We start from the raw sequence: 21,563 nt of genomic DNA, 5'->3' as shown, positions 1-21,563 counted from the left end.
GCTTTCAGCTTAGATGCTAACGGTCATTCAATCCTTGGCGCCCTGACCGGTGAACGTGTCGCGCCAGTTCAAGCAGCGACGTTCGAGCGCTGCGAGCAAGCCATCGCTGAGTTTGCCAAGCAAGGCCAGCACGATGATCGCCGCCAGCACGATATCGGGACGCGAGGTTTCGCGGCCGTCACTGAGCAAATAACCCAGGCCTTTGGTTGCGGCGATCAGTTCGGCAGCGACAAGAAACATCCACGCCAGACTCATGCCGCTGCGCAGCCCGGTGAACAGGCCGGGCAGGGCGGCGGGCAATAGAATTCGCCGCACCAGTTGCAAGCGACTGAAACCGTAGATGCGCCCGACTTCCACCAGTTTGCGGTCGATATTGCGGATCGCCGCGACTACGTTGACGTAGACCGGGAAGAACGCGCCGATGGCGATCAGGACGATTTTCGAGGTCTCGTCGATGCCCAGCCAAAGCAGCAAAAGCGGCACCCAGGCCAGACTCGGAATCGAACGCAACGCGGCGAACATCGGTTCCAGATAAGCCTCGGCTTCGCGGCTCAAACCGACCCACGCGGCGAACACCAACGCCAGGCTCGCACCAATGGCAAAACCCAGCAGCACACGTATCAGGCTGGCGCCGATGTGTTTCCACAGCGCACCTTCGGCAAGGTCGGTAAGCGTCACGGCGATCTCACTGGGTGCCGGCATCTGGTAGGACGGCAGCCAGCCGATGCGTACGATAATTTCCAGCACGACGATGATCAGCAACGGCAACGCGAGGCCTTTCAGACGGCGCTGCCATGCCGGGTTGGAAACGGATTTCTGCCGTCGCGACAGAGCAAGTGGCGCGGGCAGGTCTTTGCTGTGACTGGTCATGATCAGGGCTCCGCTCACGACAAATCCGCGACGGGCGCGGATTCGTGGTGAGTCTGGTCAGTTACTGGCGGGCGACGGCTTGCTGCACACCGCTGTCGAGCAATTGATCGATAACTTGATCGACATTGACGCCACGGCGCACCAGTTCTTCCGACACCAGAATCGGCGCGGCAGCCTTGGAGGCGCTGACGTCGTTGGCGGTCAGTTGCGGGCTGCTCAGGTCGGTGCGCGACAGTTGCAGTTTGGCCACGTCCAGCGGCAGGCCGGATTCTTTGGCGAGGAGGGCGGCGAATTCATCAGGATTTTTCAGCGCCCATTCCCGCGCCTGCTCGTAGGCTTTGATCACGGTGTCGATGGTTTGCGGATGCTCCTTGGCGTACTGCTCGGTGACGCTGACCACGCCATAGCTATTAAAGGAAGGGTTGCGATAGAGCAAGCGCGAGCCGGCCTGAACCTGGCTGGCGGCCATGTGCGGATCGAGGCCGGCCCAGGCGTCGACGTCGCCTTTTTCCAGTGCAGTGCGACCGTCCGGGTGTTGCAGGTGCACCAGTTCAACGTCGTCTTTTTTCAGCCCGGCCTGTTGCAGGCTGCGCAAGGTGAACAGGTAAGGATCGGTGCCTTTGGTGGCGGCGATTTTCTTGCCCTTGAGGTCGGCAACGCTCTGGTACGGCGAGTCTTTGCGCACCACCAACGCTGTCCATTCGGCACGGCTGTACACGTAAACCGATTTGATCGGGCTGCCATTGGCGCGGCTCAGCACCGCGGCGAGGCTAGCGCTGGAAGCGAAATCGACGCCGCCGCTGTTGAGGTATTCCAGTGATCGGTTGCTGCCCTGACTCAGCACCCAGCTAACTTTGGTTTGCGGCAAGGCTTTTTCGAGGAAGCCGAAATGTTTAAGCACCAGGCTGACTGGCGAGTAATAGGCATAGTCGAGGTGCACTTCGGCCGGCGCGGTCTCGGCGGCGTGGGCAATCGGTTGCAGGCTCAAGAGAATGGCGCTCGCAGCCAGCAGCGTTTTGATTCGAAAGAACGGGAAGAACGGTTTCATGGGGGAACGCTCCGGCAAAGGCACAGATTTCTTATGTCCAAAAAGATATTTTTAGCGAATGCTTCCTGCATGAATGGAATATTGCAGGCTCTGTGCCATATCCGTTTTAGCCCGTATTTATTGGGTTTTCCGCTGGTTTGCTCGTTTTTAACTGTTGCCTGGTGAACAGCATGCCGAGCCACTGTTGCGCCGTGAACAGTTGGAAACGAAAGTGATGAGCTTATGCATTAATCGAATTTCAAAACTGAATATTAAGAGCGTTATGGTCTATGCAAATCCCCTTTGCAGGACTCGCCATGAAGCTTTCCCGATTCCTACGCAGTGCGCTGACTGCGGCACTGTTTGCTTCACCACTTTCCTACGCGGCCGAGCCAGTCGTCCTGCATATCGGCGATCAGAATTACTACAACATCCGCGCCTCTATTGAAGCGTCCGGCGTGTTGAAAGACGCGCCGTATACGGTCGACTGGAAACATTTCCAGGCCGCCGCGCCACTGGCCGAAGCCCTGCAAACCGGCTCGCTGGATCTGGGCTTTTTAGGTGATTCAGGCTTTCTGTTTCTGGCAGCCAAGCAGGCGCCGGTGAAGCTGATCGGCGTGTCGCGGCAAAACCCCGACACCATTGCGTTGCTGGTGCCGAAGGATTCCCCGGTGAAAACCATCGCTGATCTGAAGGGTAAAAAAGTCGCCTATTGGCCCGGTGCCTGGAGTCAGCAGTTGACCTTGCGCGCGCTGGAGCAGGGCGGTCTGCCGGAGAACTACGTCGACTTCGTCAAATTGATGCCGATCGATGCAGCCGCCGCGTTGCCGCAGGGCAGCATCGACGCGTTTCCGGTGTGGGAACCGTATATTTCTCAGCAGATTGTTTTCTCGGGCGCACGGCCAATCCTGACCGCAAAAAACCTGATGCCGGGGCTCAGTGCCATCGCCGCGTCGACACCGTCGATCGACAGTAAACGTGAAGCCATCGCCGATTTCCTCGGGCGTTTGAAACTGGCGAGGGCGTGGGTCGACAGTCATACCGATGAGTACGCCGACCTCTGGGCGAAAAAGGCCAATCTCGATCAACAGGTTTCGCGGCACTGGTTGCGCCAGGCGCACATGACGGTCGGCCCGGTTGATCAGCAGGCAGCGACGGATCTGCAAAGCACTGCGGACTTCCTGTTCAAGGTCAAGGCACTGCCGACGCGACTGGCCACCGCCGGCATTATCGACACCTCGTTTCAGCAAGCGTTGGCGCACTGAGCAAGCGCCGGAACCAAACCCTGTGTACCTTATCCAACCTCGGCTCGCGGATCGGAGCGCAGGGATGGACAAGGGCGAGGGAGTTTTGCCAATCGACAACATGACGGCAGCGGTCGGGCTCAAGGCAAAACATGACATCGCTATTCAAAATATTCTCTGCAGCGGCCATCGCTTTCGGGCTGGCTGGCTGCATCGCCGCGCCCATCGAATTGACCGCGCAAACCGAAACACAGCTGAAAGCGCAGGCGCCGGTGCGTTTTTTGCTGACTTTCGATGATGGCCCCAGTGCTTCAAGTTTCTGGAATCCGTCGGCGACGGTGCTCGATAGCCTCAAGGACAACCCGATTCAGCCGGGCATCAAAGCAGTGTTCTTCGTGCAGACCCGCGCACCGAGGGCCGGTAACAGCGATATCGGTCGCGGCATCATGCGTCGCGAACACGATGAAGGTCATATTCTCGCGTTCCACACTGCGACCCACTGGCACACCAATCACCGTTCACTGAGCCCGCAAGAACTTGAAGAATCGTTGAGCAATGGCACGGCAGACATTGCCGCGATTACCGGTGCGCCGCCGAAACTGCTGCGTCCACCATTCTGGAATTACGACAAGCGCACTTTTGCCGCGTATCAGCAGCATGGCTTGCACGTGTTGTTGACCGATTTGAGCGCCAATGACGGCAAGATCTGGGGCTTCAATGCCAGCCCGAGGCGTCGTGCGAACATGCTGCGGCAGTTGTCGGAAGTCCGTGAGCAGATTGCGCACGGAGAGTTCCCGGTGGTGGACGGTGTGATTCCGGTGGTGGTGACTTTCCATGATCTGAACCGCTACACCGCTCGGCATACGCGCGAATATCTGCAGATCCTGCTCGACAGTGCGGCGGTGACGGGCGTGCCACTGGCGGATCAGCCGTTTTATGTGGATCACGCAGCACTGGAAAAAGCCGCGCTGGCGCGCACGGTTCAGCAAAGTTCTCAGCCGGTGCATTTGCCGGGGATCTGGAACTGGATCTGGGATCGTGATGCTGATTAAAGTCGCCCGAAAAATGTGAGGGAGTTGGCATTTTTCGGGGCGGCCGATTTCAAAACGCTCATCTATGCTCTACGGGTCGACCGACTCATCGCCTGCGAGGCGTGCCCCATGCTTGCCATTACGGACATTTGCCGCATTGTCGAATCCGGGTTTCCGGGGTTCACATGCAAATGCATTACGACGCAGGGACTGCTACAGATCAAAGTGAGTGAGCCGGCCAGCGGCGACATCAAGTTGCAGCTCAATGGCGTTTCCCCGGAACACCTCGTCACCATCCGTGACATTTCCAACTTCATCGGTGAATTGCGCACGGAAATAAGGGCCGGGCGCCGGGCATTCGCGGGTTAACGCTTATAGGCGCCGCTGAAACGCCTGAACGATGCGCAACGTCGCATCGCTGGTTTTCAGATTCTGCACTGCGTTCAGCGGATGCCACATGCAATCGCTGATTTCATTCTGTGGACGTACTTCCTCAATGTTCAGTACCGAGGCCTCGTAGACGTGATGTTGCGTGCGGCCGCTCTGTAACTCCATCAAGTACAAAACGTCTTCGGCTTCCAGCCCGGTTTCTTCATGCAATTCGCGCACAGCCGCAGCGGCTTTGGTTTCCCCAGGCTCGACTTTGCCGCCGGGCAATGTCCAGCAACATCTGGGTTTGCGAACCAGGAGGATATGGCGATCCTGCTCGCAAATGACGGTGGCGCGTACTTTCATCTGTTACCTGTTTACCGGTTGTCACAAAAGCGTAATAAAACTGCAATATTCGAGCCGGGCCTTTGTTTAAAGGTTCCCTGTGGATATTGAGTATTGTTGTGCATCGAAAGTGCCTGATCGTTGGCTGCCGGGCGGTCGGCCACTCCAGTAAATCAGGGTGTAAGGTTAAAAGCGTGAAGCTGAATAACCGTGTTGCAAAAGGAGGTAACCATGAGCATGCCCATGTTGAACAAGATGCACATGAACGGCTATGACGTACTCAGCGTGAACAACGGCCCTTGGCGGGTTTGCACGCAAGGTGACCGACTGGCGTCATTTGCCAGCAGAGAGGAGGCGCTGGCGTATGCCGCAGCACTTCCTGGCTACAGAAAACGCTCGGTGAAAGCGCAAAGTCACAACGTTAGTTGAATTGTGGCGAGGGGGCTTGCTCCCGCTGGACTGCGCAGCAGGCCCTTTTAGGATAAAGAGCGAGGGCCGCTTCGCGACCCAGCGGGAGCAAGCTCCCTCGCCACAAGTGTCAGTGGACTTTGGTTCGGCTGATTGCGCGTGCCTTCACTTCCTTGGCATAAAGTTGCAGCCGCTCTTCGTCGCTTTGCAGCACTTCGCAAGAGCGCAGCACCGTTTGCGCGTCAGCCTCGTTGCCCGATTTGCGCAATTGTTCGGCGATACGTTTGAGGTCGACCGCTGACCATCTCAGATCCGATGCGACGGCTTGCAGGTCGCGTTGAAGTTCGTGTTCGTATTCATTGAGCCGCATGATCACCTCCAGAACATTCTCGGTAAAAAAGAGTAGTCGTATTTTCGCCGGTGGGGCGGAGCGATGCTGTCATTAAGCTGAGCGGTTGTGAAAATTTGTCGAAAGCGCGTCAACGGCGCAATGCCACGATGGATGTGTAACCAGTTACACGTTACATTCGCTTTTTTTCAGATTAGAGAAGCACCCATGCGGATATGGATCGGAAGTTTGACGTTGGCGGTATTGGCAGGTTGCTCCTTGCCGGCGTCACTGGTTCCGGGTGAACCCAATCTCAGCAAGACCAGCGAAAAAACGCCCAAAGACTACGCCGCGTGCATTTTGCCGCTGTGGCAGCAGGACGTTTCCAAGACATCGCAAACGTCGATTTCCAACGGTTATCGCATCACCGCGCCGAGCATCATCACGGCCGACGAGATTCTCGATATCGTCAAATACAAGGACGGCAGCCGCGTTTCGCTGTACCAGGGGCCGCCCTGGGCCAAGTCCGCTTCGTTGCGCAAATCGGTGCGTGACTGCCTGTAACGGCGTTCCCGGATGAAAAAAAAGCAGAAACCTCGGTTTCTGCTTTTTTATTGGGCGCTTGGTCAGTCAGTAATGTCGGTCAGCGCGATGGTGCCGACATTGCCTTTCTTCTCGCGGCGATCCTGAATCCAGTCTTCCACTTGCTGGCCGAATTCCGCCGGGGCCTTGCGCCCGACTTTTCTCGCGATATCGAGAATGGTTTGCTGGGCAAGTGCCTCTTCCATGCGCTTTTGCGCGGTCATCATCGCGCCGTGAATCGAGCAGGTGCCTTCGATGGCCCACTCCGGCGGATTGCCTTCAAACAGGGCGCAACGCCCCCGGATGTCGCGGCATTCGAAAATATTCTTGCGTCCATCGATGGCGTTGACGATGTCGAGCAGGGTGATTTCATCGGCCGGCCGCGCCAGGCTGAACCCTCCACGCACGCCTTCACTGGCCACCACCAATTTGCCTTTGGCCAGTTTGGTAAAAATCTTCGCCAGATATTCGACTGGCACGCCTTGCAACTCGGCGAGGTCGCGCACGCTGGCCTCGCGAGAGTCACCACCATTGCCCACCAAAAATGCCAGGCAATGAATGCCGTATTCGACGCCTGCGCTGTAAAGAGACATTTTTATCTCCGACTTAAGTTGTCGTAAATATTATCAGCCTGAGGGGGGCTCGGCAATCTGTCTGCGTAGACTGATTTTGTTCTTTATGTGCTTGAAAGCAGCCAGAATGGCTATTTTTGGCGGATCCTTATCATCTTGCTTGATCAGTTTATTCGATCAAAACCATCGAATAATCTGACTTGTTGGTTTTATATCCGACTAATACAGTCGGCGCTATCGGAGTGGCGACGATGGGCCTCCGGCGAAATTTGTTTCACCTCTTTCAACGGCTTGGCTTTTTCTGGAGAAACACAATGAAGCAGCAGATTCTGGTTATCGGCGCAGGTTTTGGCGGTATGTGGTCGGCATTGAGCGCAACACGTCTGGTCGATCTGCAGGGGCGTGATGATGTTGAAATCAGCGTTCTGGCCCCACAAGCCGAGCTGCGTGTACGTCCGCGTTTCTACGAACCGAACGCTCATCAACTGGCGGCACCGCTGGATGAACTGTTCGAAGCAGTCGGCGTTCACTTCATCAAAGGCGCCGCGAGCACCATCGATGTCGCAGCGAAAACCGTTGGCTACACCGATACGGCCGGGCAGCAACAAGTCTTCCACTTCGACAAACTGGTACTGGCTTCGGGCAGCGGTCTGGCGCAATCGGCCACGCCGGGTGTGGCGCAACATGCGTTTGACGTTGACCAGATCGAAGCGGCGATGCGTCTGGAAACCCATTTGAAATCCCTCAGAGATCAACCGTCGAGCAAGGCGCGCAACACCGTGGTGGTCGCGGGCGGTGGATTCACCGGCATTGAAACCGCGACTGAAATGCCAGGGCGTCTACGCGAGATTCTCGGCGAGGAAACCGATATCCACGTGATCATCGTTGATCGCGGGCAGAAGATCGGCGCCGCAATGGGTGAAGAAATCAGCCATTCCATCCTTGAGGCGAGTGAAGAACTGGGCGTTGAATGGCGTCTGGGTGTCTCGGTGCAGTCGGTCGATGCCAATGGCGTGACGCTGTCGGACGGTCAACACATCGAAGCAAAAACCGTGGTCTGGACGACCGGCGTGCGCGCCAGTTCGTTGACCGAGCAGATCCCTGCCGAACGCGATAAACAAGGTCGCTTGCACGTTGATGCGAACCTGAAAGTCATCGGTCAGGACGATATTTTTGCCACCGGCGATGTCGCCTACGCCGCCACCGACGACCTCGGCAATTTCGCGCTGATGACCTGCCAGCACGCGATTTCATTGGGTCGTCATGCTGGCAACAACGTCGCTGCCCAGATTCTCGGTATCGACCCGACGCCGTACAGCCAACCGAAATACGTCACGTGTCTGGATCTCGGTGCCTGGGGCGCGGTGTACACCGAGGGCTGGGATCGTCAGGTGAAACTGGTTAAACAGGAAGGCAAAACCCTGAAGACGCAGATCAACACCCAGTGGATTTATCCACCCGCGGCTGATCGCGTGAGTGCGCTGGCGGCGGCGGATCCGATGATTCCTGTGGTTGCGTAATTCTGAGCCTGTAAAAAATCCCGCTTACAAAAGCGGGATTTTTTTGCATGCCGCAAAAGCGCGCAACGAGATGTGACAGTTGGGGGCGGGCGTATTTTCTGCGTCGACTAGGCTTTGGATCGCGGGGCTATGAATGGGCCTGCATGTCTTTCAAGGAGCCTCGGATCATGGATGATCTGGTCAAAGAAGTTATTCCGTTATTGCAGTACCTGATCCCCGGATTCCTGTCGGCGTGGATTTTCTACTCGCTGACGGCGTTCAAGCGTCCGGATACGTTCGGGCAGATTGTGCAGGCGCTGATTTTTACTTTTGTGATTCAAGGGGCTGTGTTGGGGGTTGGATCTGTCTGTTTATGGGTTGGCGCGAAGGGATTTTCTGTAGGGCAATGGGATGCGAGGGCTGAGACGGTGTGGGCTTTTGTCGTGTCGATAACGCTGGGGTTGCTTTCCTGTTATCTGGCAACCAATGACCAATTGCACAGTTGGCTGCGCAGTAGAAACGTCACGAAACAAACTTCCTACCCCAGCGAATGGTTCAGCATTTTTGCCCAGCACCATCGCCTTGTCACCCTGCACCTGACCGATGAGAGGCGCGTTTTTGGCTGGCCGGTGGAGTGGCCGCCGGAATCCAATAGTGGCCAGTTTGTGATGCAAAACCCCTGTTGGCTGGACGCCGATGGAACAGAGGTGCCTTTTGGCGCCGAGTATTTGCTGATAGATTCCGGCAAGGTCAAGTGGGTCGAGTTCGGCCCGAAATTGGAGAGTTCGCTATGACAGCCAGAGCACCGCAACCAATGCCAGAGTGGGTGGCGCGTCGTTATACAAAGGATGGCAAACCGGTGGCGAATGCGCTGCCCAAGGCGCCTAGTGGCCCGCCGCCGCTGAAGGGGTGACATTCCACTGGCCAATAGCGGTCTTGCCGCGAATTGTAGGTTGTCCGGACTGACCTCTTCGCGAGCAAGCTCGGCTCCTACAATGAAATTGTGAGCGCCGCTTACCTCTTGTAGGAGCTGAGCTTGCTCGCGAAGGCGGACTCACTGACAACACATCATCTCAAAGTGTCTCCACCAACCAATCCCGAAACGCCTTCAACGACGGCAACGTCTCATTACGCGGCGGATACACCAGGTAATAGCTGCGCCGACTGGTAATCGGCTCGCCCAACTGCAGCAATTCACCCTTCAACAGTTCCTCTTCCACCAGAATCCGCGGCACCAGCCCTACGCCAATATTCGCTCGCACCGCCTGAATCAAATGCGAGGTCATTTCAAAACTAGGCCCGATGCGCATGCTGCGGTGCGGCAGGCTGTGATGGCTGAACCATTCCGTCCATGCCTGCGCGTTGCTGCTGACATTGAGCAGCAGTTGCCCGGCGATGTGCACTTCAGCGTCATCGCGTTCGGCCTTCGATAACTGCGCGCTGGCAATCACCACCAGTTCTTCGGTATGCAGGGGCAGGGCGGTCAAGCCCGGCCACTCCCCGCCACCCACACAAATCGCGGCGTCGATTTCGCTGGTATCAAAGTCGATCGCTTCGATGCGCGAATGCAAATGCACGGTCATGCCTGGGTGCGCTGTGTAGAAATCCTTGAGGCGCGGCAACAGCCATTTCGAGCCAAACGTCGGCAACGTCGCCAGACGCAAACTGTGAATGCCCGAACCGAACGCCATCGCCTGCAACGTCGCGCTGCGAATCTGTCCGAGTGCCTCCGAGAGTTCACGCTGATACATGCGCCCGACATCGGTCAGCACCACTTTGCGGCCCTCGCGGCTGAACAGGCGCATGCCGAGCATCTTCTCGAGAATCTGCACCTGACGACTGACCGCACTCTGTGTCAACGACAGCTCATGGGCGGCGCGGGTGTAGCTTTCATGGCGCGCTGCTGCCTCGAAGGCCAGCAATAACGACATGGAAGGGGTGAGCGTGCGCGGATTCATTCGTAAAAGTCATCAATAGCGGGTCGAATTTACGGTTGTCCCAGCGTCGGTCAGCAATGAACATGGGCACCATTAGATGGCGGAGCCTGACGCAATCATTCGTTGCGTACAACTGTTCACCGCCACATAGCCTGATTTTGACCGAGATAACCTGACCGATGATTGCCCAGCTGTCCCCCGCCAAAGCCCTGACCACTGATTATCAGCAGTTCCTCAAAGCCCTGAAGGCCAGCGGCTTTCGTGGGGAAATCAGCTCCGATTACGCCAGTCGCGTGGTGTTGGCGACCGATAACTCGATCTATCAGCGTCTGCCGCAAGCGGCGGTATTTCCGATGGATGCCGAGGACGTGGCGCGAGTCGCACGACTGATTGCAGAACCGGCGTATCAGCAAGTGGTGATCACCCCGCGTGGCGGCGGCACCGGCACCAACGGCCAATCGCTGACCGACGGCATCGTCGTCGACCTGTCGCGGCACATGAACCGTATTCTCGAAATCAACGTTGAGCAGCGTTGGGTGCGTGTGCAGGCCGGCGTGGTCAAGGATCAGCTCAATGCTGCGCTGAAGTCTGCCGGGCTGTTTTTCGCCCCGGAATTGTCGACCTCCAACCGCGCCACCGTCGGCGGCATGATCAACACCGACGCCAGCGGCCAAGGCAGTTGCACCTACGGCAAGACCCGCGATCATGTGCTCGAACTCGACATGATCCTGCGTGGCGGCGAACGTTTGCACGGCCAGCGGATGGAAGAAAGCGAGCTTGCAGCGCTGTGTGCCCGCGAAGATCGCGTCGGTGAAGTCTATCGCTGTGCGCGGCAGATCATTGATGAGCAGGGCGATCTGATCCGGGAACGCTTTCCCGATCTCAACCGCTGCCTGACCGGTTACGACCTCGCGCATCTGCGTGAGGCGGACAACCGTTTCAACCTCAACAGCGTGCTCTGCGGCGCCGAAGGTTCGCTGGGTTTTGTCGTTGAGGCGCGGCTCAATGTGCTGCCGATTCCCAAGCACACGATGCTGGTCAACATCCGCTACGCCGGGTTTATGGACGCGCTGCGCGATGCCCGTGCACTGATGGCGCTCAAGCCGTTGTCGATCGAAACGGTCGACTCTAAAGTTCTGCTGCTGGCGATGCAGGACATCGTCTGGCACGGCGTCGCTGAATACTTTCCTGAAAGCGCTGAGCGGCCGACGCTTGGGATCAACCTCGTCGAGTTCTGCGGCGACGATCCCGAAGACCTGCAGCAGCGGGTTGAAAGCTTTATCGAACACTTGACCAGCGACCAGACTGTGGTGCGCTTGGGCCACACGCTGGCGGTCGGTCAGGCCGCAGTCAACAAGGTTTACGGCATGCGCAAACGCGCGGTCGGCCTGCTCGGCAACGTTGCCGGGGAAGCGCGGCCTCAACCGTTTGTCGAGGACACCGCTGTGCCGCCGCAACACCTGGCCGAGTACATCGCCGAGTTGCGCGACCTGCTCGACAGCCACGGTTTGCAGTACGGCATGTTCGGCCACGTCGACGCCGGCGTACTGCACGTGCGGCCAATTCTCGACATGAAGGATCCGCAGCAGGCGGCGCTGGTGCGCCCGGTGTCCGATGGCGTTGCGGCGTTGACCCAGCGTTACGGCGGTCTGCTGTGGGGCGAACACGGCAAAGGTCTGCGCTCGGAATACGCCCCGGCGTTTTTCGGCGAGTTGTACCCGGCGCTGCAAGCCCTGAAAGCGGCGTTCGATCCGCTCAACCAGTTCAACCCCGGCAAAATTGCCACCCCGGCGAATAGCGGCGCGGCGTTGCTGAAAATCGACGAAGTCACCCTGCGCGGTGAACTAGATCGGCAGATCGACGAGAAAGTCTGGCAAAGCTACGGCGCGGCCATGCATTGCAACGGCAACGGCGCTTGCTACAACTTCGATCCCGATGACGCGATGTGTCCTTCGTGGAAAGCCACTCGCGAGCGTTCGCAGTCGCCCAAGGGCCGCGCTTCACTGGTTCGCGAGTGGCTGCGTTTGCAGGGCGAGGCCGGTGTCGATGTGCTCTCTGATGCGATTCGCAAACCGGCGTTTTTCAGCACGCTGTGGCAGCGCTGGTGCAACACCCGTGCGCAATCCGAGGATTTCTCCCACGAGGTCTACGATGCCATGGCCGGTTGTCTGGCGTGCAAATCCTGCGCGGGACAGTGCCCGGTGAAGGTTAATGTGCCGGAGTTTCGCTCGCGGTTTCTCGAGCTGTATCACAGTCGTTATCTGCGCCCGGCGCGCGATTACCTGATTGCTTCGCTGGAGTACAGCATTCCGTATATGGCGCGGATTCCGGCGTTGTACAACGGTTTGATTGGCGCTGCGTGGGTGCGCGGCTTGCTGGAACGCGTCGGAGGCATGGTCGATGTGCCGCTGCTCAGTCGTTTTGACTTCCATGCAGCGATGCGCCGTTGGCAGGTGTTGCCGGCGACGGTGGACAACCTGTCAGCGCTGACTCAGGCACAACGTGAACGCAGTGTGGTGTTGGTGCAGGACGCATTTACGCGCTACTTCGAAGCGCCGTTGTTAGCGGATCTGGTCGAGTTGATCTCGCGTCTCGGTTATCAGGTTTATCTGGCGCCGTTCAGTGCCAACGGCAAGCCGCTGCACGTGCAGGGTTTCTTGTCGGCGTTTAACCGCGCGGCATTGCGCAATGCCCGCCAGCTCGGTGAGTTGGCGCAAATCGGCGTGCCGCTGGTGGGACTTGATCCGGCGATGACTCTGGTTTATCGCCAGGAATACCTGAAAGTGCCGGGCATGCAGGACTGTCCAGAAGTGGCGTTGATGCAGGAGTGGTTGCTCAAGGTCATGCCCGAGCAAAAGAAGCGTACCGAAGCGTTCCGTTTACTCGCGCATTGCACCGAGAAAACCAACGCCCCGGCCGCCACCCGTCAGTGGGAGCAAGTGTTTGAGCGGGCGGGATTACAACTGGCGACGCAGGCGACTGGCTGCTGCGGCATGTCCGGCACCTACGGTCACGAGGCGCGTAATCGCGAAACGTCGGCGGTGATCTACGAGCAGTCATGGGCGCGTCAAGTCGATGCACCGGTGGAGCGCGGCGAGGCGCTGGCCACCGGTTACTCGTGTCGCAGTCAGGTCAAGCGCCAGTCGGATCGGGCACTGCGCCATCCCTTGCAGGTGTTACTGCAGGTTCTGCGCGGTTGAGGTCTGCGTCGTCCGGGGCGTTACGCCAGATCATGCGCGGGTCGAAACTCATCGCCGCGAGCATGGTGAAGACCACGACCAGGCCGAAAAACAGAATGCCCGGTCGTGGTTCGATGTCACCGAGCGCCTGAAACTTCACCAACGCCGCAACCAGTGCGACGACCAATACGTCGAGCATCGACCAATAGCCGATCAGCTCGACGAAACGGTACAGCTTCGAGCGCTCCTTGCGGGCCCAGTCGCTGTCGCGTTGCACGGTCACCAAAAGCAAGGTCAGTGCGACGAACTTGATCCCCGGCACGGCAATACTGGCGATGAAAATGATCAGCGCGATGTCCCAGGCACCGGCCTCCCAGAACTCCAGCACGCCGCTCATGATCGTGCTGTCGGCGCCGTTGCCGAGCATGGTGGTGTTCATCACCGGCAGCAAATTGGCCGGGACATAGAACGCCAATGCGGCGAGCATGTAAGCCCAGGTGCGCGCCATTGAATTGGTTTTGCGCCGATGCAACGGGGCGTCGCAACGCGGGCACTCGTGCGGCTCGTCGGTCATGTCGCAGGCCAGCCCACAGCTGTGGCACAGGCACAGATTGAGTTCGGTGGCGGTCGGTGGTCGCTTCATAGAATGTCCCAGAGATCGCGAATGTCGCGGCCGGCAATACGGATCATCATCAGGCTCAGCGCGGCGAGTGCGAACAGGCCGATGCCGGGCAACACGTCAAGCAATCCGGCGAGTTTGAACACCGCGACCATTGCGCCCAGCAGGCAGACTTCGAGCATGCTCCACGGGCGCAACGTTTCCAGCCAGCGCATGCAGACTTTGAAGCCCGGCGCACGTTGCGAGCGCATCGCGTAACTCAGCACCCAGACCAGCAGCACCAGTTGAAACGCCGGGGCGATGATGATGGCAATCGCCGCGACCATCGCGATGAAAGTGATGGGGCCTTGGCTCAGCGCGAGCACCGAATCCCACAGCGTCGCGCTGTTTTTCAGGCCTTGCAGGCTGATGCTCATGACCGGGTAGAAATTGGCGAACAACCACAGCATTGCGGCGGTGAACGTCAGCGCCAGACGCTGCTCAACGCTCAGACCATTGAAGCGCTGCAGCACACCGCCGCAACGCACGCAGAGGGTTTTCTGGTGTTTGGCGAGCGCGACTTTTTCATACACACAGTCGCAATGTTCGCAGATGATCAGGGTTTCGGGGTTGACCATGGACAACGCTCGACAGCAGGCCGCAGGGGCAGGAAGACTCGGGCATTATAGACGCATGTGTAGGAGCTGCCGAAGGCTGCGATCTTTTGATCTGGCTTTTTTAGAGCAAGGTCAAAAGATCGCAGCCTTCGGCAGCTCCTACAGGGGGAGGTGGCGGGGCCAGGGGTTTATTTACGATCCAGCCACACGGTTTGCGCGTTGCAGAATTCGCGGACGCCGAAGTGCGACAGCTCGCGGCCGAAACCGCTTTTCTTCACGCCGCCGAAGGTCACGCGCGGGTCGCTGGCGGAGTAGCCATTGATGAACACGCCGCCGGTTTCCAGTTCGCTGGTCAGTTGCTGGGCCAGTTGCACGTTGGCGGTGTAGATCGTCGCGGTCAGGCCGAATTCGCTGTCGTTGGCCAATGCCACGGCATGCGCGCAATCGCGGGCGGTGATGATCGACGCGACCGGGCCGAACAGTTCCTGTTTGAACGAGGTCATGCGGTCGGTGACATCAGCCAGCACGGTAGGCTCGTAGTAGTTGCCGGCACCTTCAGATTTGCCGCCGCCGAGCAACAGCGTCGCGCCTTCTTCCAGGGTGTCGCGCACTTGCTGATCAAGTTCATCACGCAGGTCGAAGCGCGCCATCGGGCCGATGTAAGTGTCGGCAGCCAATGGATCACCCACTTTCAGTTTGCGGGTGGCTTCGACGAATTTGCGGGTGAATTCTTCCACCACGCCTTCTTCGATGATCAGACGTTTGGCGGCGGCGCAGACCTGGCCGGAATTCTGGTAGCGGCCAATAACGGCGGCTTGCACGGCCTCGTCGATATCAGCATCGTTCAGCACGATAAACGGATCGGAACCACCCAATTCCAGCACGCATTTCTTCAGCGCAGCACCGGCCTGAGCGCCGATGGCCATGCCGGCACGGACGCTACCGGTCAGGGTCACCGCCGCAATGCGTGGGTCGGCAATGGCGGTCGAAACGCCTTCTGGAGTGACGTTGATCACTTCAAACACGCCGTCAGCGAAGCCTGCGCGAGTGAACGCATCACGCAGCAGGTAAGCGCTGCCCATCACGTTCGGCGCATGCTTGAGCACGTAAGTGTTGCCCGCGATCAGCGCTGGCACGGCGCCGCGCAGCACTTGCCAGATCGGGAAGTTCCACGGCATCACCGCGAGAATCGGGCCGAGCGGACGGTATTCGATGCGCGCCTTGCCACCTTCAACCTGGGTCGGTTCAGCGTCGAGCATGGCCGGGCCGTTCTCGGCGTACCACTCGCAGAGCTTGGCGCATTTCTCGATTTCGCCACGGGCCTGAGCGATCGGTTTGCCCATTTCCTGGGTGATCATGGTCGCCATGGCTTCAGCGGTGTCACGCAGCGCACCGGCGAGGGCGGTCAGCAAACGCGAGCGATCCTGCAGCGGCTTGCGCTTCCACTTGCCGAAGCCATAAGCGGCGCGGGTCAGTGCTGCGTCGAGGGCGGCAGCCGATTCAAAGGCGTAGTGGCCAATTTGTTCGCCGCTGGCTGGGTTGATCGAGATGGCGTGGGTCTGGCTGGAAATCTGGCTCATGGCTGTGTCCTGCATGTTCGTCGGATGAGCCTAGAGTAGGCTGGTGTTTGTTTTCTGGAAACTGAATAATAAAGATCGTTTCTTTCACGATTGGAGAATGACTTTGGATCTGGTGCAGCTGGAAATCTTCAAAGCCGTTGCCGAGCACGGCAGCATCAGCGCCGCCGCCACGCAGATCCATCGCGTGCCGTCGAACCTGACCACGCGCATCAAGCAGCTTGAGCAGGATCTGGGTGTCGATCTGTTTATTCGCGAGAAAAGCCGTTTGCGCCTGTCGCCGGCCGGATGGAGTTTTCTCGAATACGCGCGACGGATTCTCGATCTGGTGCAAGAGGCGCGCGCGACCGTGGCGGGCGAGGAGCCGCAAGGCGCATTTCCACTGGGATCGCTGGAAAGCACCGCGGCAGTGCGCATTCCCGAGCTGCTCGCGGCGTATAACCAATTACACCCGAAAGTCGATCTCGACCTGTCCACCGGGCCCTCGGGAACAATGATCGACGGCGTGCTTTCCGGGCGCCTCGCCGCGGCGTTTGTCGACGGCCCGGTGCTGCACCCGACGCTGGAAGGCGTGCCGGCCTTCGAAGAAGAAATGGTCATCATCGCGCCGCTCAACCACGCGCCTGTCCAGCGGGCGGCGGATGTGAATGGCGAGAATATCTATGCCTTCCGCTCCAACTGCTCTTATCGTCATCACTTTGAAAAATGGTTCAGCACCGATGCCGCGGTGCCGGGCAAGATCTTCGAAATGGAGTCCTACCACGGCATGCTTGCCTGCGTCAGTGCGGGCGCCGGTCTGGCGCTGATGCCGCGCAAAATGCTGCAAAGCATGCCCGGTAGTGCGACGGTCAGCGTCTGGCCGCTGGCGAAGGATTTCCGCTATCTGACGACTTGGTTGGTGTGGCGGCGCGGCACGGTGTCGCGCAGTTTGAGCATGTTTGTGCGGTTGCTTGAGGAGCGTGGGGTGGTGCGTGCCGAAGAGTAATTGACACCTTGTGTCATGGCTGTATCTTTATCGGCGTTTCGCAATATAAAAAACTATACAGCGCAGCCATGAGGACAAAGGAAATGACCACAGCCTTAAGCGGTAAAGAAGCGGTCGGCGAACGCTTTTTGCTGGAAACGATGCGCCACGCCCAACAACTCACCTGGAAAGCCGTCGATGCAATTGCCGAGGCGATCAACCCCGGCATGCTTGAATCCGAAGCGCAGGCGCTGGGCAAGCAAATCCTCGTTGAACTGGACATGGACCGGATCTGGCATCCGCTGCTGATTCGCTTCGGCGCCAATACACTCAAGACCTTCAAGCAACGCTCCGACGGCGATCCGCTGTTGGCTAAGGACGATATTTTCTTCATCGACATGGGCGTGGTCTGGCAGGGGCACGAAGGCGATGCGGGCGCGACTTACACCACCGGCTCCGACCCGGAAATGATCGCCTGTGCGGCGGCGGCCAAAGAATTGTTCGATCGGGTCGAGGGGTTCTGGCGTCAGGGCGTTTCCGGCGTTGAGCTGTACCGCTTTGCCAGCGATCAGGCCGAGGCGATGGGCTGGGTGCTGAACCTCAATATCAAAGGCCATCGGGTCAGCGATTTCCCTCATGCGATCCACCGTGGCGGCGACCTTGGCGACTTCGATCAAGCGCCGAATGCCGGTGTGTGGATTCTGGAAATCCAGATCGCTCATCCGACACGGCCGTTCGGCGCGTTTTATGAAGATCTGCTGATCTGATCCGTGCCGGTTTCGCAGGGCGTGCTTGTATGTAGGGGGGCGTGACAACAGAGCGCAGCGCTGTAGTTGTTTTTATACAGCGGCAACTTCGATGATGCACGCCGTTTCCTAACTCCAAAGTCAAAAAACAGGACGTCCATCATGAAAGTCAGCGCACGCAACGTATTCAAAGGCAAAGTCAGCAATGTTCAGGCCGGCGCCGTCAACGCCGAAGTGGTTCTGACCCTGGCGGGCGGTGAGCAACTGGTGGCCGTCGTGACCATGGAAAGCATCAAGAACCTCGGCATTGCTGTCGGCAAGGAAGCCGTTGCGCTGATCAAGGCGCCGTGGGTGATGCTGATGACTGAATCCAGCGACATTCGTTTGTCGGCGCGCAACTGCCTGGAAGGCAAAGTGCTCAGCGTGACGGATGGTGCGGTCAACGCTGAAGTGGTGATCGAGCTGGCTGGCGGTTCGAAGGTCTACTCGATCGTAACCCGTGATGCCGTTGCCGAGCTGGGCCTGGCCAAAGGCGTCAGCGCGACGGCAGTGATCAAGGCTTCGCACATTATTCTGGGTGTTCCGGCCTGATAGTTTCTTACGGCAAATAAAAAACCGCTGATTCCGGGATCAGCGGTTTTTGCGTTATGGCGTACCGTTTCTGCCATACAAACGATAGCCATCGCGTTGATTCAGGCGGTCGTAATAGGCGCTGACGGCGGGCAAGTGCGGATGCTTGAGCGGTGTTTCGAACCAGCGGTTAACCGAGAGTCCGATCGGGATGTCCGCCAGTGAAAACTCGTTGCCGCTGACGTAAGCGCCGGTCAATTCCAGCTGTCGATCCAGAATCTCCATGTTCTTCGACCAATCCCGGCAACCCGCTGCCAGTGCAGCGCTGTCCTGATAGTCCGGCGACTTGCGCACCAGCGACATCAGCGGATACGACCACGAGCGATTCAACTCCGCAGCCTGCCAGTCAATCCACTGATCGACCCGCGCCCGAGCCATTGGCTCAGTCGGATAAAGCTGCGCGCCGCTATAGCGCGAGGCCAGATAACGAATGATCGTATTCGATTCCCATAACGTGAAATCGCCGTCCTGAATTACCGGCACCATGGCGCACGGATTCAGCGCGAGAAACGCCGGCGTATTCGTCGGCTGAAACCCCGAGCCCCAGTCTTCTCGCTCGAACGGGATGTGCAATTCAGCACACGTCCACAGCACTTTGCGCACGTTGATCGATGAGGCCTTACCGAGTATTTGCAGCATGTCATTGCTCTGAAAGGGTGGGTGGTTGTTCAAGTGCACTCGCGAGAAAATCGGCGAACGCGCGTGCCGCCAGACGTGTCGCGCGGCCCATGGGAAAGTAGGCGTGAACCGGCAGGTCGGCCATTTTCCACGCCGGCAGAACCTGCACCAGCGTGCCGTCCTGCAGCTCCTGCGCGCAAGCCCATGACGTGGTCGAAGTGACACCCAGTCCACCAACGGCCGCCGCCAATGCTCCGGCAGTATCGTTGACCGAAATCTGCGCGGTCAGACTGACGGATGTGCTCTCGCCATCACGTTCGAATTGCCACGATGACGCATGTGCCGCCGCAGGCCCACCGATGATCCGATGTTGTTCAAGATCCTCGGGGCGCGCGGGCGTGCCGTGCCGCGCGAGATAAGCGGCAGACGCCACGACGATCCGCTGCATGCTGCCAATCAGCTTCGCGGTGCCGGCCAGATCCGGCAACTTGCCGACGCGAATACCGACATCGACCGCTTCCTTGACCATGTCTTGCCATTGATCTTCGAGCATCAGTTCGAGGTGCAGTTGCGGGTGACGTTCGGTGAAGGCTGACAAGCGCGGAATGACCACGCGAATGGCCATCGTCGAAGGCATGCCGATGCGCAGCAATCCGCGCAATTCACCGGTTTCGCGCACGCTGTTTTCGGCGTCGTCGACAGCCGCGAGGATCGGTTCCATCCGCGCCAGAAACTCCAGGCCCGCTTCGGTCGGCACCACCGCACGGGTGGTGCGCGACAACAGCCGGGCGCCGAGGCTGGCTTCCAGCTCGGCGATCATTCGCGACACCTGGGATTGCGTCAGGCCGGCTTCGCGTGCGGCGGCGGAGAAGCTGCCCAGGCGTGCGACGCGAGTGTAGAGCCGCAGGCTGTGAAGGTCTTTGAGTGGCATGCCGGTTCCCGTGCGCGCGGAGGATTAATGCTGGATCGAGATAAATCTTAGCCCAATTCACGGGCTACCGAGCATGAGTCGAAGCGTTGATATTGGCCACATCGGAAACGCGGCACGGCCGCCAACTCCGCAACTTGCCCTTATCGACTTTCGAGGAACCCATCATGCAAATCGCCCATTCCATTGCCCTGGTTACCGGTGCCAACCGCGGCATCGGTCGCACATTTGCTGAAGAACTGCTCAAGCGTGGCGCGGCCAAGGTCTACGTTGCTGTCCGCGACACCGCTTCGCTGGCCGACCTGCTCAAAAGTGGCGATCGCCGACTGGTGCCACTGCCACTGGACGTGACGGATCCCGATCAAGTGGCTGCCGCTGCCAGCGTCGCCGCCGATGTCACGTTGCTGATCAACAACGCCGGGTATGCCGCGTTCGACGGCGCCATCAGCGCGCCGGACATGCAGGACGCCCGCCTGGAAATGGAAGTGAATTACTTCGGCCCATTGGCCCTGACCCGGGCGTTTGCACCGGTGCTGGCGGCCTCGGGTGGCGCGGTGTTGAACATGTTGTCGATGCTCTCGCTGGTCAGCCTGCCGATGGCAGCAACGTACTCCGCGTCGAAAGCCGCCGGCCTGTCGTTGACCCGCAGTTTGCGTGCAGAACTTGGTGGGCAGGGCACTCAAGTGGTCGGCGTGCTGGCGGTACAAACCGAAACGGCGATGGGCGCGAAGCTCCCGGAACCGCGCCTAAGCCCGCTCGAAGTGGTGACAGATGCGCTGAATGCAATTGAAGCCGGTATCAACGATGAAGTCATCGCCGGCGCCCAGTCGCGCAACATCCATCAAGCCTTTACCGCTGACCCACAAAAGCTTCAGGCGCTGATGTCGACGCGTCTGCCACAGCGCGGCTGATTGCCCATTCTTGATCGAGGTGTGCCATGGACTTTCTGCAAACCCTGCTCGAACGCAATGCCGCGTTTGCCGCCAACGGCTTCTCGGCTGAGCTGAAGATCATTCCTTTCCAGCGAGCGCTGATCGTCGGTTGTGTCGATCCACGTGTTGACCCGGTGGATGTGCTCGGCCTGCAACCCGGCGAGGCTGCAGTTATCCGCAACGTCGGTGGTCGGGTCACCCCGGCACTGTTCGAAACGCTGGCGATTCTGGGCCGGGTTTCTCAGGCCGGCGGTGCGGCCATCGGTGAGGGCTGGCACTTGATCATCCTGCAGCACACCGATTGCGGCATTCGCGGTTGCTTGCACCACGCACCTTCATTGCTTGCGCAGTACATGGGCGTGGCCCCGGAACAACTGCCGGCACTGGCGATAGCCGACCCGCGTCAGGCCGTGGCCATTGATGTCGCAGCGCTGAAAGCCAACCCACAGCTGCCTGCTGGTTTCAGTGTCAGCGGCATGGTCTACGACGTCGCCACTGGGCTCGTCGAGACCGTGGTGCCGGCCAGCCGCTTGCGTCCTTGACAACCCCCTATTTTCATAAT

The 21,563-nt window shown here is 58.9% G+C and carries 24 protein-coding genes; 13 read left to right on the top strand and 11 right to left on the bottom strand.

Features of this window, described 5'->3' with window-relative positions:
- Window positions 1–27: 27 nt before the first annotated feature.
- Window positions 28–870 carry an ABC transporter permease gene (locus KFS80_RS09075; protein WP_159814103.1) on the bottom strand — a complete coding sequence of 281 codons (843 nt, stop codon included), beginning with the start codon at window positions 868–870 and terminating at the stop codon, window positions 28–30.
- 61 nt (window positions 871–931) lie between these two features.
- Window positions 932–1,918: an aliphatic sulfonate ABC transporter substrate-binding protein gene (locus KFS80_RS09070; RefSeq protein WP_212544592.1), complete on the bottom strand. Its 987-nt coding sequence runs from the start codon at window positions 1,916–1,918 to the stop codon at window positions 932–934.
- Between the two features lie 296 nt (window positions 1,919–2,214).
- Between KFS80_RS09070 and KFS80_RS09065 the strand changes: the two genes are divergently transcribed.
- The 3 genes from KFS80_RS09065 (at window position 2,215) to KFS80_RS09055 (ending at window position 4,541) form a co-directional block, all read left to right on the top strand.
- Window positions 2,215–3,162 carry an ABC transporter substrate-binding protein gene (locus KFS80_RS09065; protein ID WP_053121293.1) on the top strand — a complete coding sequence of 316 codons (948 nt, stop codon included), beginning with the start codon at window positions 2,215–2,217 and terminating at the stop codon, window positions 3,160–3,162.
- Between the two features lie 131 nt (window positions 3,163–3,293).
- On the top strand, window positions 3,294–4,193 hold the full coding sequence (locus KFS80_RS09060) for a polysaccharide deacetylase family protein (RefSeq protein WP_212544591.1): 900 nt from the start codon (window positions 3,294–3,296) through the stop codon (window positions 4,191–4,193).
- A gap of 108 nt (window positions 4,194–4,301) precedes the next feature.
- On the top strand, window positions 4,302–4,541 hold the full coding sequence (locus KFS80_RS09055) for a DUF1652 domain-containing protein (RefSeq protein WP_212544590.1): 240 nt from the start codon (window positions 4,302–4,304) through the stop codon (window positions 4,539–4,541).
- 3 nt (window positions 4,542–4,544) lie between these two features.
- Here the strand turns inward: KFS80_RS09055 and KFS80_RS09050 are convergent, their stop codons facing one another.
- Complete coding sequence (locus tag KFS80_RS09050) at window positions 4,545–4,907, bottom strand: NUDIX hydrolase (RefSeq protein ID WP_053121286.1); 363 nt, start codon at window positions 4,905–4,907, stop codon at window positions 4,545–4,547.
- A 210-nt stretch (window positions 4,908–5,117) separates the two neighbouring features.
- Between KFS80_RS09050 and KFS80_RS09045 the strand changes: the two genes are divergently transcribed.
- Window positions 5,118–5,315 (top strand): hypothetical protein, encoded by a 198-nt coding sequence (locus KFS80_RS09045; RefSeq protein ID WP_053121284.1) that lies wholly within the window; start codon window positions 5,118–5,120, stop codon window positions 5,313–5,315.
- 109 nt (window positions 5,316–5,424) lie between these two features.
- On the opposite strand, the gene KFS80_RS09040 is transcribed toward KFS80_RS09045, so the two are convergent.
- Window positions 5,425–5,664, bottom strand: a complete 240-nt coding sequence (locus KFS80_RS09040) for a hypothetical protein (RefSeq protein ID WP_053121283.1) — start codon at window positions 5,662–5,664, stop codon at window positions 5,425–5,427.
- Between the two features lie 186 nt (window positions 5,665–5,850).
- On the opposite strand from KFS80_RS09040, the gene KFS80_RS09035 reads away from it, so the two are divergent.
- A complete protein-coding gene (locus KFS80_RS09035) occupies window positions 5,851–6,186 on the top strand; it encodes a hypothetical protein (RefSeq protein WP_212544589.1) in 336 nt (111 codons plus the stop codon).
- Window positions 6,187–6,248: 62 nt separating this feature from the next.
- On the opposite strand, the gene KFS80_RS09030 is transcribed toward KFS80_RS09035, so the two are convergent.
- A complete protein-coding gene (locus tag KFS80_RS09030; protein WP_212544588.1) occupies window positions 6,249–6,797 on the bottom strand; it encodes an RrF2 family transcriptional regulator in 549 nt (182 codons plus the stop codon).
- Between the two features lie 293 nt (window positions 6,798–7,090).
- Between KFS80_RS09030 and KFS80_RS09025 the strand changes: the two genes are divergently transcribed.
- Both KFS80_RS09025 and KFS80_RS09020 read left to right on the top strand, forming a co-directional pair.
- A complete protein-coding gene (locus tag KFS80_RS09025; protein WP_212544587.1) occupies window positions 7,091–8,296 on the top strand; it encodes an NAD(P)/FAD-dependent oxidoreductase in 1,206 nt (401 codons plus the stop codon).
- 167 nt (window positions 8,297–8,463) lie between these two features.
- Entirely contained in the window at window positions 8,464–9,069 is a 606-nt protein-coding gene (locus KFS80_RS09020) for a DUF6338 family protein (protein ID WP_053121274.1), read from the top strand.
- A gap of 279 nt (window positions 9,070–9,348) precedes the next feature.
- Here KFS80_RS09020 and KFS80_RS09015 read toward each other — a convergent pair whose 3' ends face one another.
- Window positions 9,349–10,233, bottom strand: coding sequence for a LysR substrate-binding domain-containing protein (locus tag KFS80_RS09015; RefSeq protein WP_212544586.1), 885 nt, complete (start codon window positions 10,231–10,233; stop codon window positions 9,349–9,351).
- Between the two features lie 158 nt (window positions 10,234–10,391).
- Between KFS80_RS09015 and ydiJ the strand changes: the two genes are divergently transcribed.
- Window positions 10,392–13,412, top strand: coding sequence for a D-2-hydroxyglutarate dehydrogenase YdiJ (gene ydiJ, locus KFS80_RS09010; protein ID WP_212544585.1), 3,021 nt, complete (start codon window positions 10,392–10,394; stop codon window positions 13,410–13,412).
- On the opposite strand, the gene KFS80_RS09005 is transcribed toward ydiJ, so the two are convergent.
- The 3 genes from KFS80_RS09005 to KFS80_RS08995 all read right to left on the bottom strand — a co-directional run bounded on the left by KFS80_RS09005 (window position 13,345) and on the right by KFS80_RS08995 (window position 16,186).
- Window positions 13,345–14,034 (bottom strand): paraquat-inducible protein A, encoded by a 690-nt coding sequence (locus tag KFS80_RS09005; RefSeq protein ID WP_212544584.1) that lies wholly within the window; start codon window positions 14,032–14,034, stop codon window positions 13,345–13,347. The two genes, ydiJ and KFS80_RS09005, sit on opposite strands and share 68 nt — an antisense overlap.
- On the bottom strand, window positions 14,031–14,627 hold the full coding sequence (locus KFS80_RS09000) for a paraquat-inducible protein A (RefSeq protein ID WP_053121267.1): 597 nt from the start codon (window positions 14,625–14,627) through the stop codon (window positions 14,031–14,033). The genes KFS80_RS09005 and KFS80_RS09000 overlap by 4 nt, the downstream gene beginning before the upstream one ends.
- Window positions 14,628–14,794: 167 nt before the next feature.
- On the bottom strand, window positions 14,795–16,186 hold the full coding sequence (locus tag KFS80_RS08995) for an aldehyde dehydrogenase family protein (RefSeq protein WP_212544583.1): 1,392 nt from the start codon (window positions 16,184–16,186) through the stop codon (window positions 14,795–14,797).
- Window positions 16,187–16,289: 103 nt separating this feature from the next.
- Between KFS80_RS08995 and ptrR the strand changes: the two genes are divergently transcribed.
- From ptrR to KFS80_RS08980, 3 genes are all read left to right on the top strand, one after another.
- Complete coding sequence (gene ptrR / locus KFS80_RS08990; protein ID WP_212544736.1) at window positions 16,290–17,168, top strand: putrescine utilization regulator PtrR; 879 nt, start codon at window positions 16,290–16,292, stop codon at window positions 17,166–17,168.
- Between the two features lie 83 nt (window positions 17,169–17,251).
- Complete coding sequence (locus KFS80_RS08985; RefSeq protein ID WP_212544582.1) at window positions 17,252–17,914, top strand: M24 family metallopeptidase; 663 nt, start codon at window positions 17,252–17,254, stop codon at window positions 17,912–17,914.
- A gap of 141 nt (window positions 17,915–18,055) precedes the next feature.
- A complete protein-coding gene (locus tag KFS80_RS08980; RefSeq protein WP_158957911.1) occupies window positions 18,056–18,484 on the top strand; it encodes a TOBE domain-containing protein in 429 nt (142 codons plus the stop codon).
- 54 nt (window positions 18,485–18,538) lie between these two features.
- Here KFS80_RS08980 and KFS80_RS08975 read toward each other — a convergent pair whose 3' ends face one another.
- Entirely contained in the window at window positions 18,539–19,162 is a 624-nt protein-coding gene (locus tag KFS80_RS08975) for a glutathione S-transferase family protein (RefSeq protein ID WP_212544581.1), read from the bottom strand.
- A gap of 1 nt (window position 19,163) precedes the next feature.
- A complete protein-coding gene (locus tag KFS80_RS08970) occupies window positions 19,164–20,072 on the bottom strand; it encodes a LysR family transcriptional regulator (RefSeq protein ID WP_212544580.1) in 909 nt (302 codons plus the stop codon).
- Between the two features lie 164 nt (window positions 20,073–20,236).
- Here KFS80_RS08970 and KFS80_RS08965 point away from each other — a divergent pair, with 164 nt between their 5' ends.
- A complete protein-coding gene (locus tag KFS80_RS08965) occupies window positions 20,237–20,980 on the top strand; it encodes an SDR family NAD(P)-dependent oxidoreductase (RefSeq protein WP_159814062.1) in 744 nt (247 codons plus the stop codon).
- A gap of 26 nt (window positions 20,981–21,006) precedes the next feature.
- Window positions 21,007–21,543 carry a carbonic anhydrase gene (locus KFS80_RS08960; protein WP_212544579.1) on the top strand — a complete coding sequence of 179 codons (537 nt, stop codon included), beginning with the start codon at window positions 21,007–21,009 and terminating at the stop codon, window positions 21,541–21,543.
- The last annotated feature ends 20 nt before the right edge of the window (window positions 21,544–21,563 follow it).

Origin of the sequence: Pseudomonas rustica, from assembly GCF_018336155.1 — a bacterium.
GTDB lineage: Bacteria > Pseudomonadota > Gammaproteobacteria > Pseudomonadales > Pseudomonadaceae > Aquipseudomonas > Aquipseudomonas rustica.
This window is presented reverse-complemented; position numbering and strand designations above follow the sequence as displayed.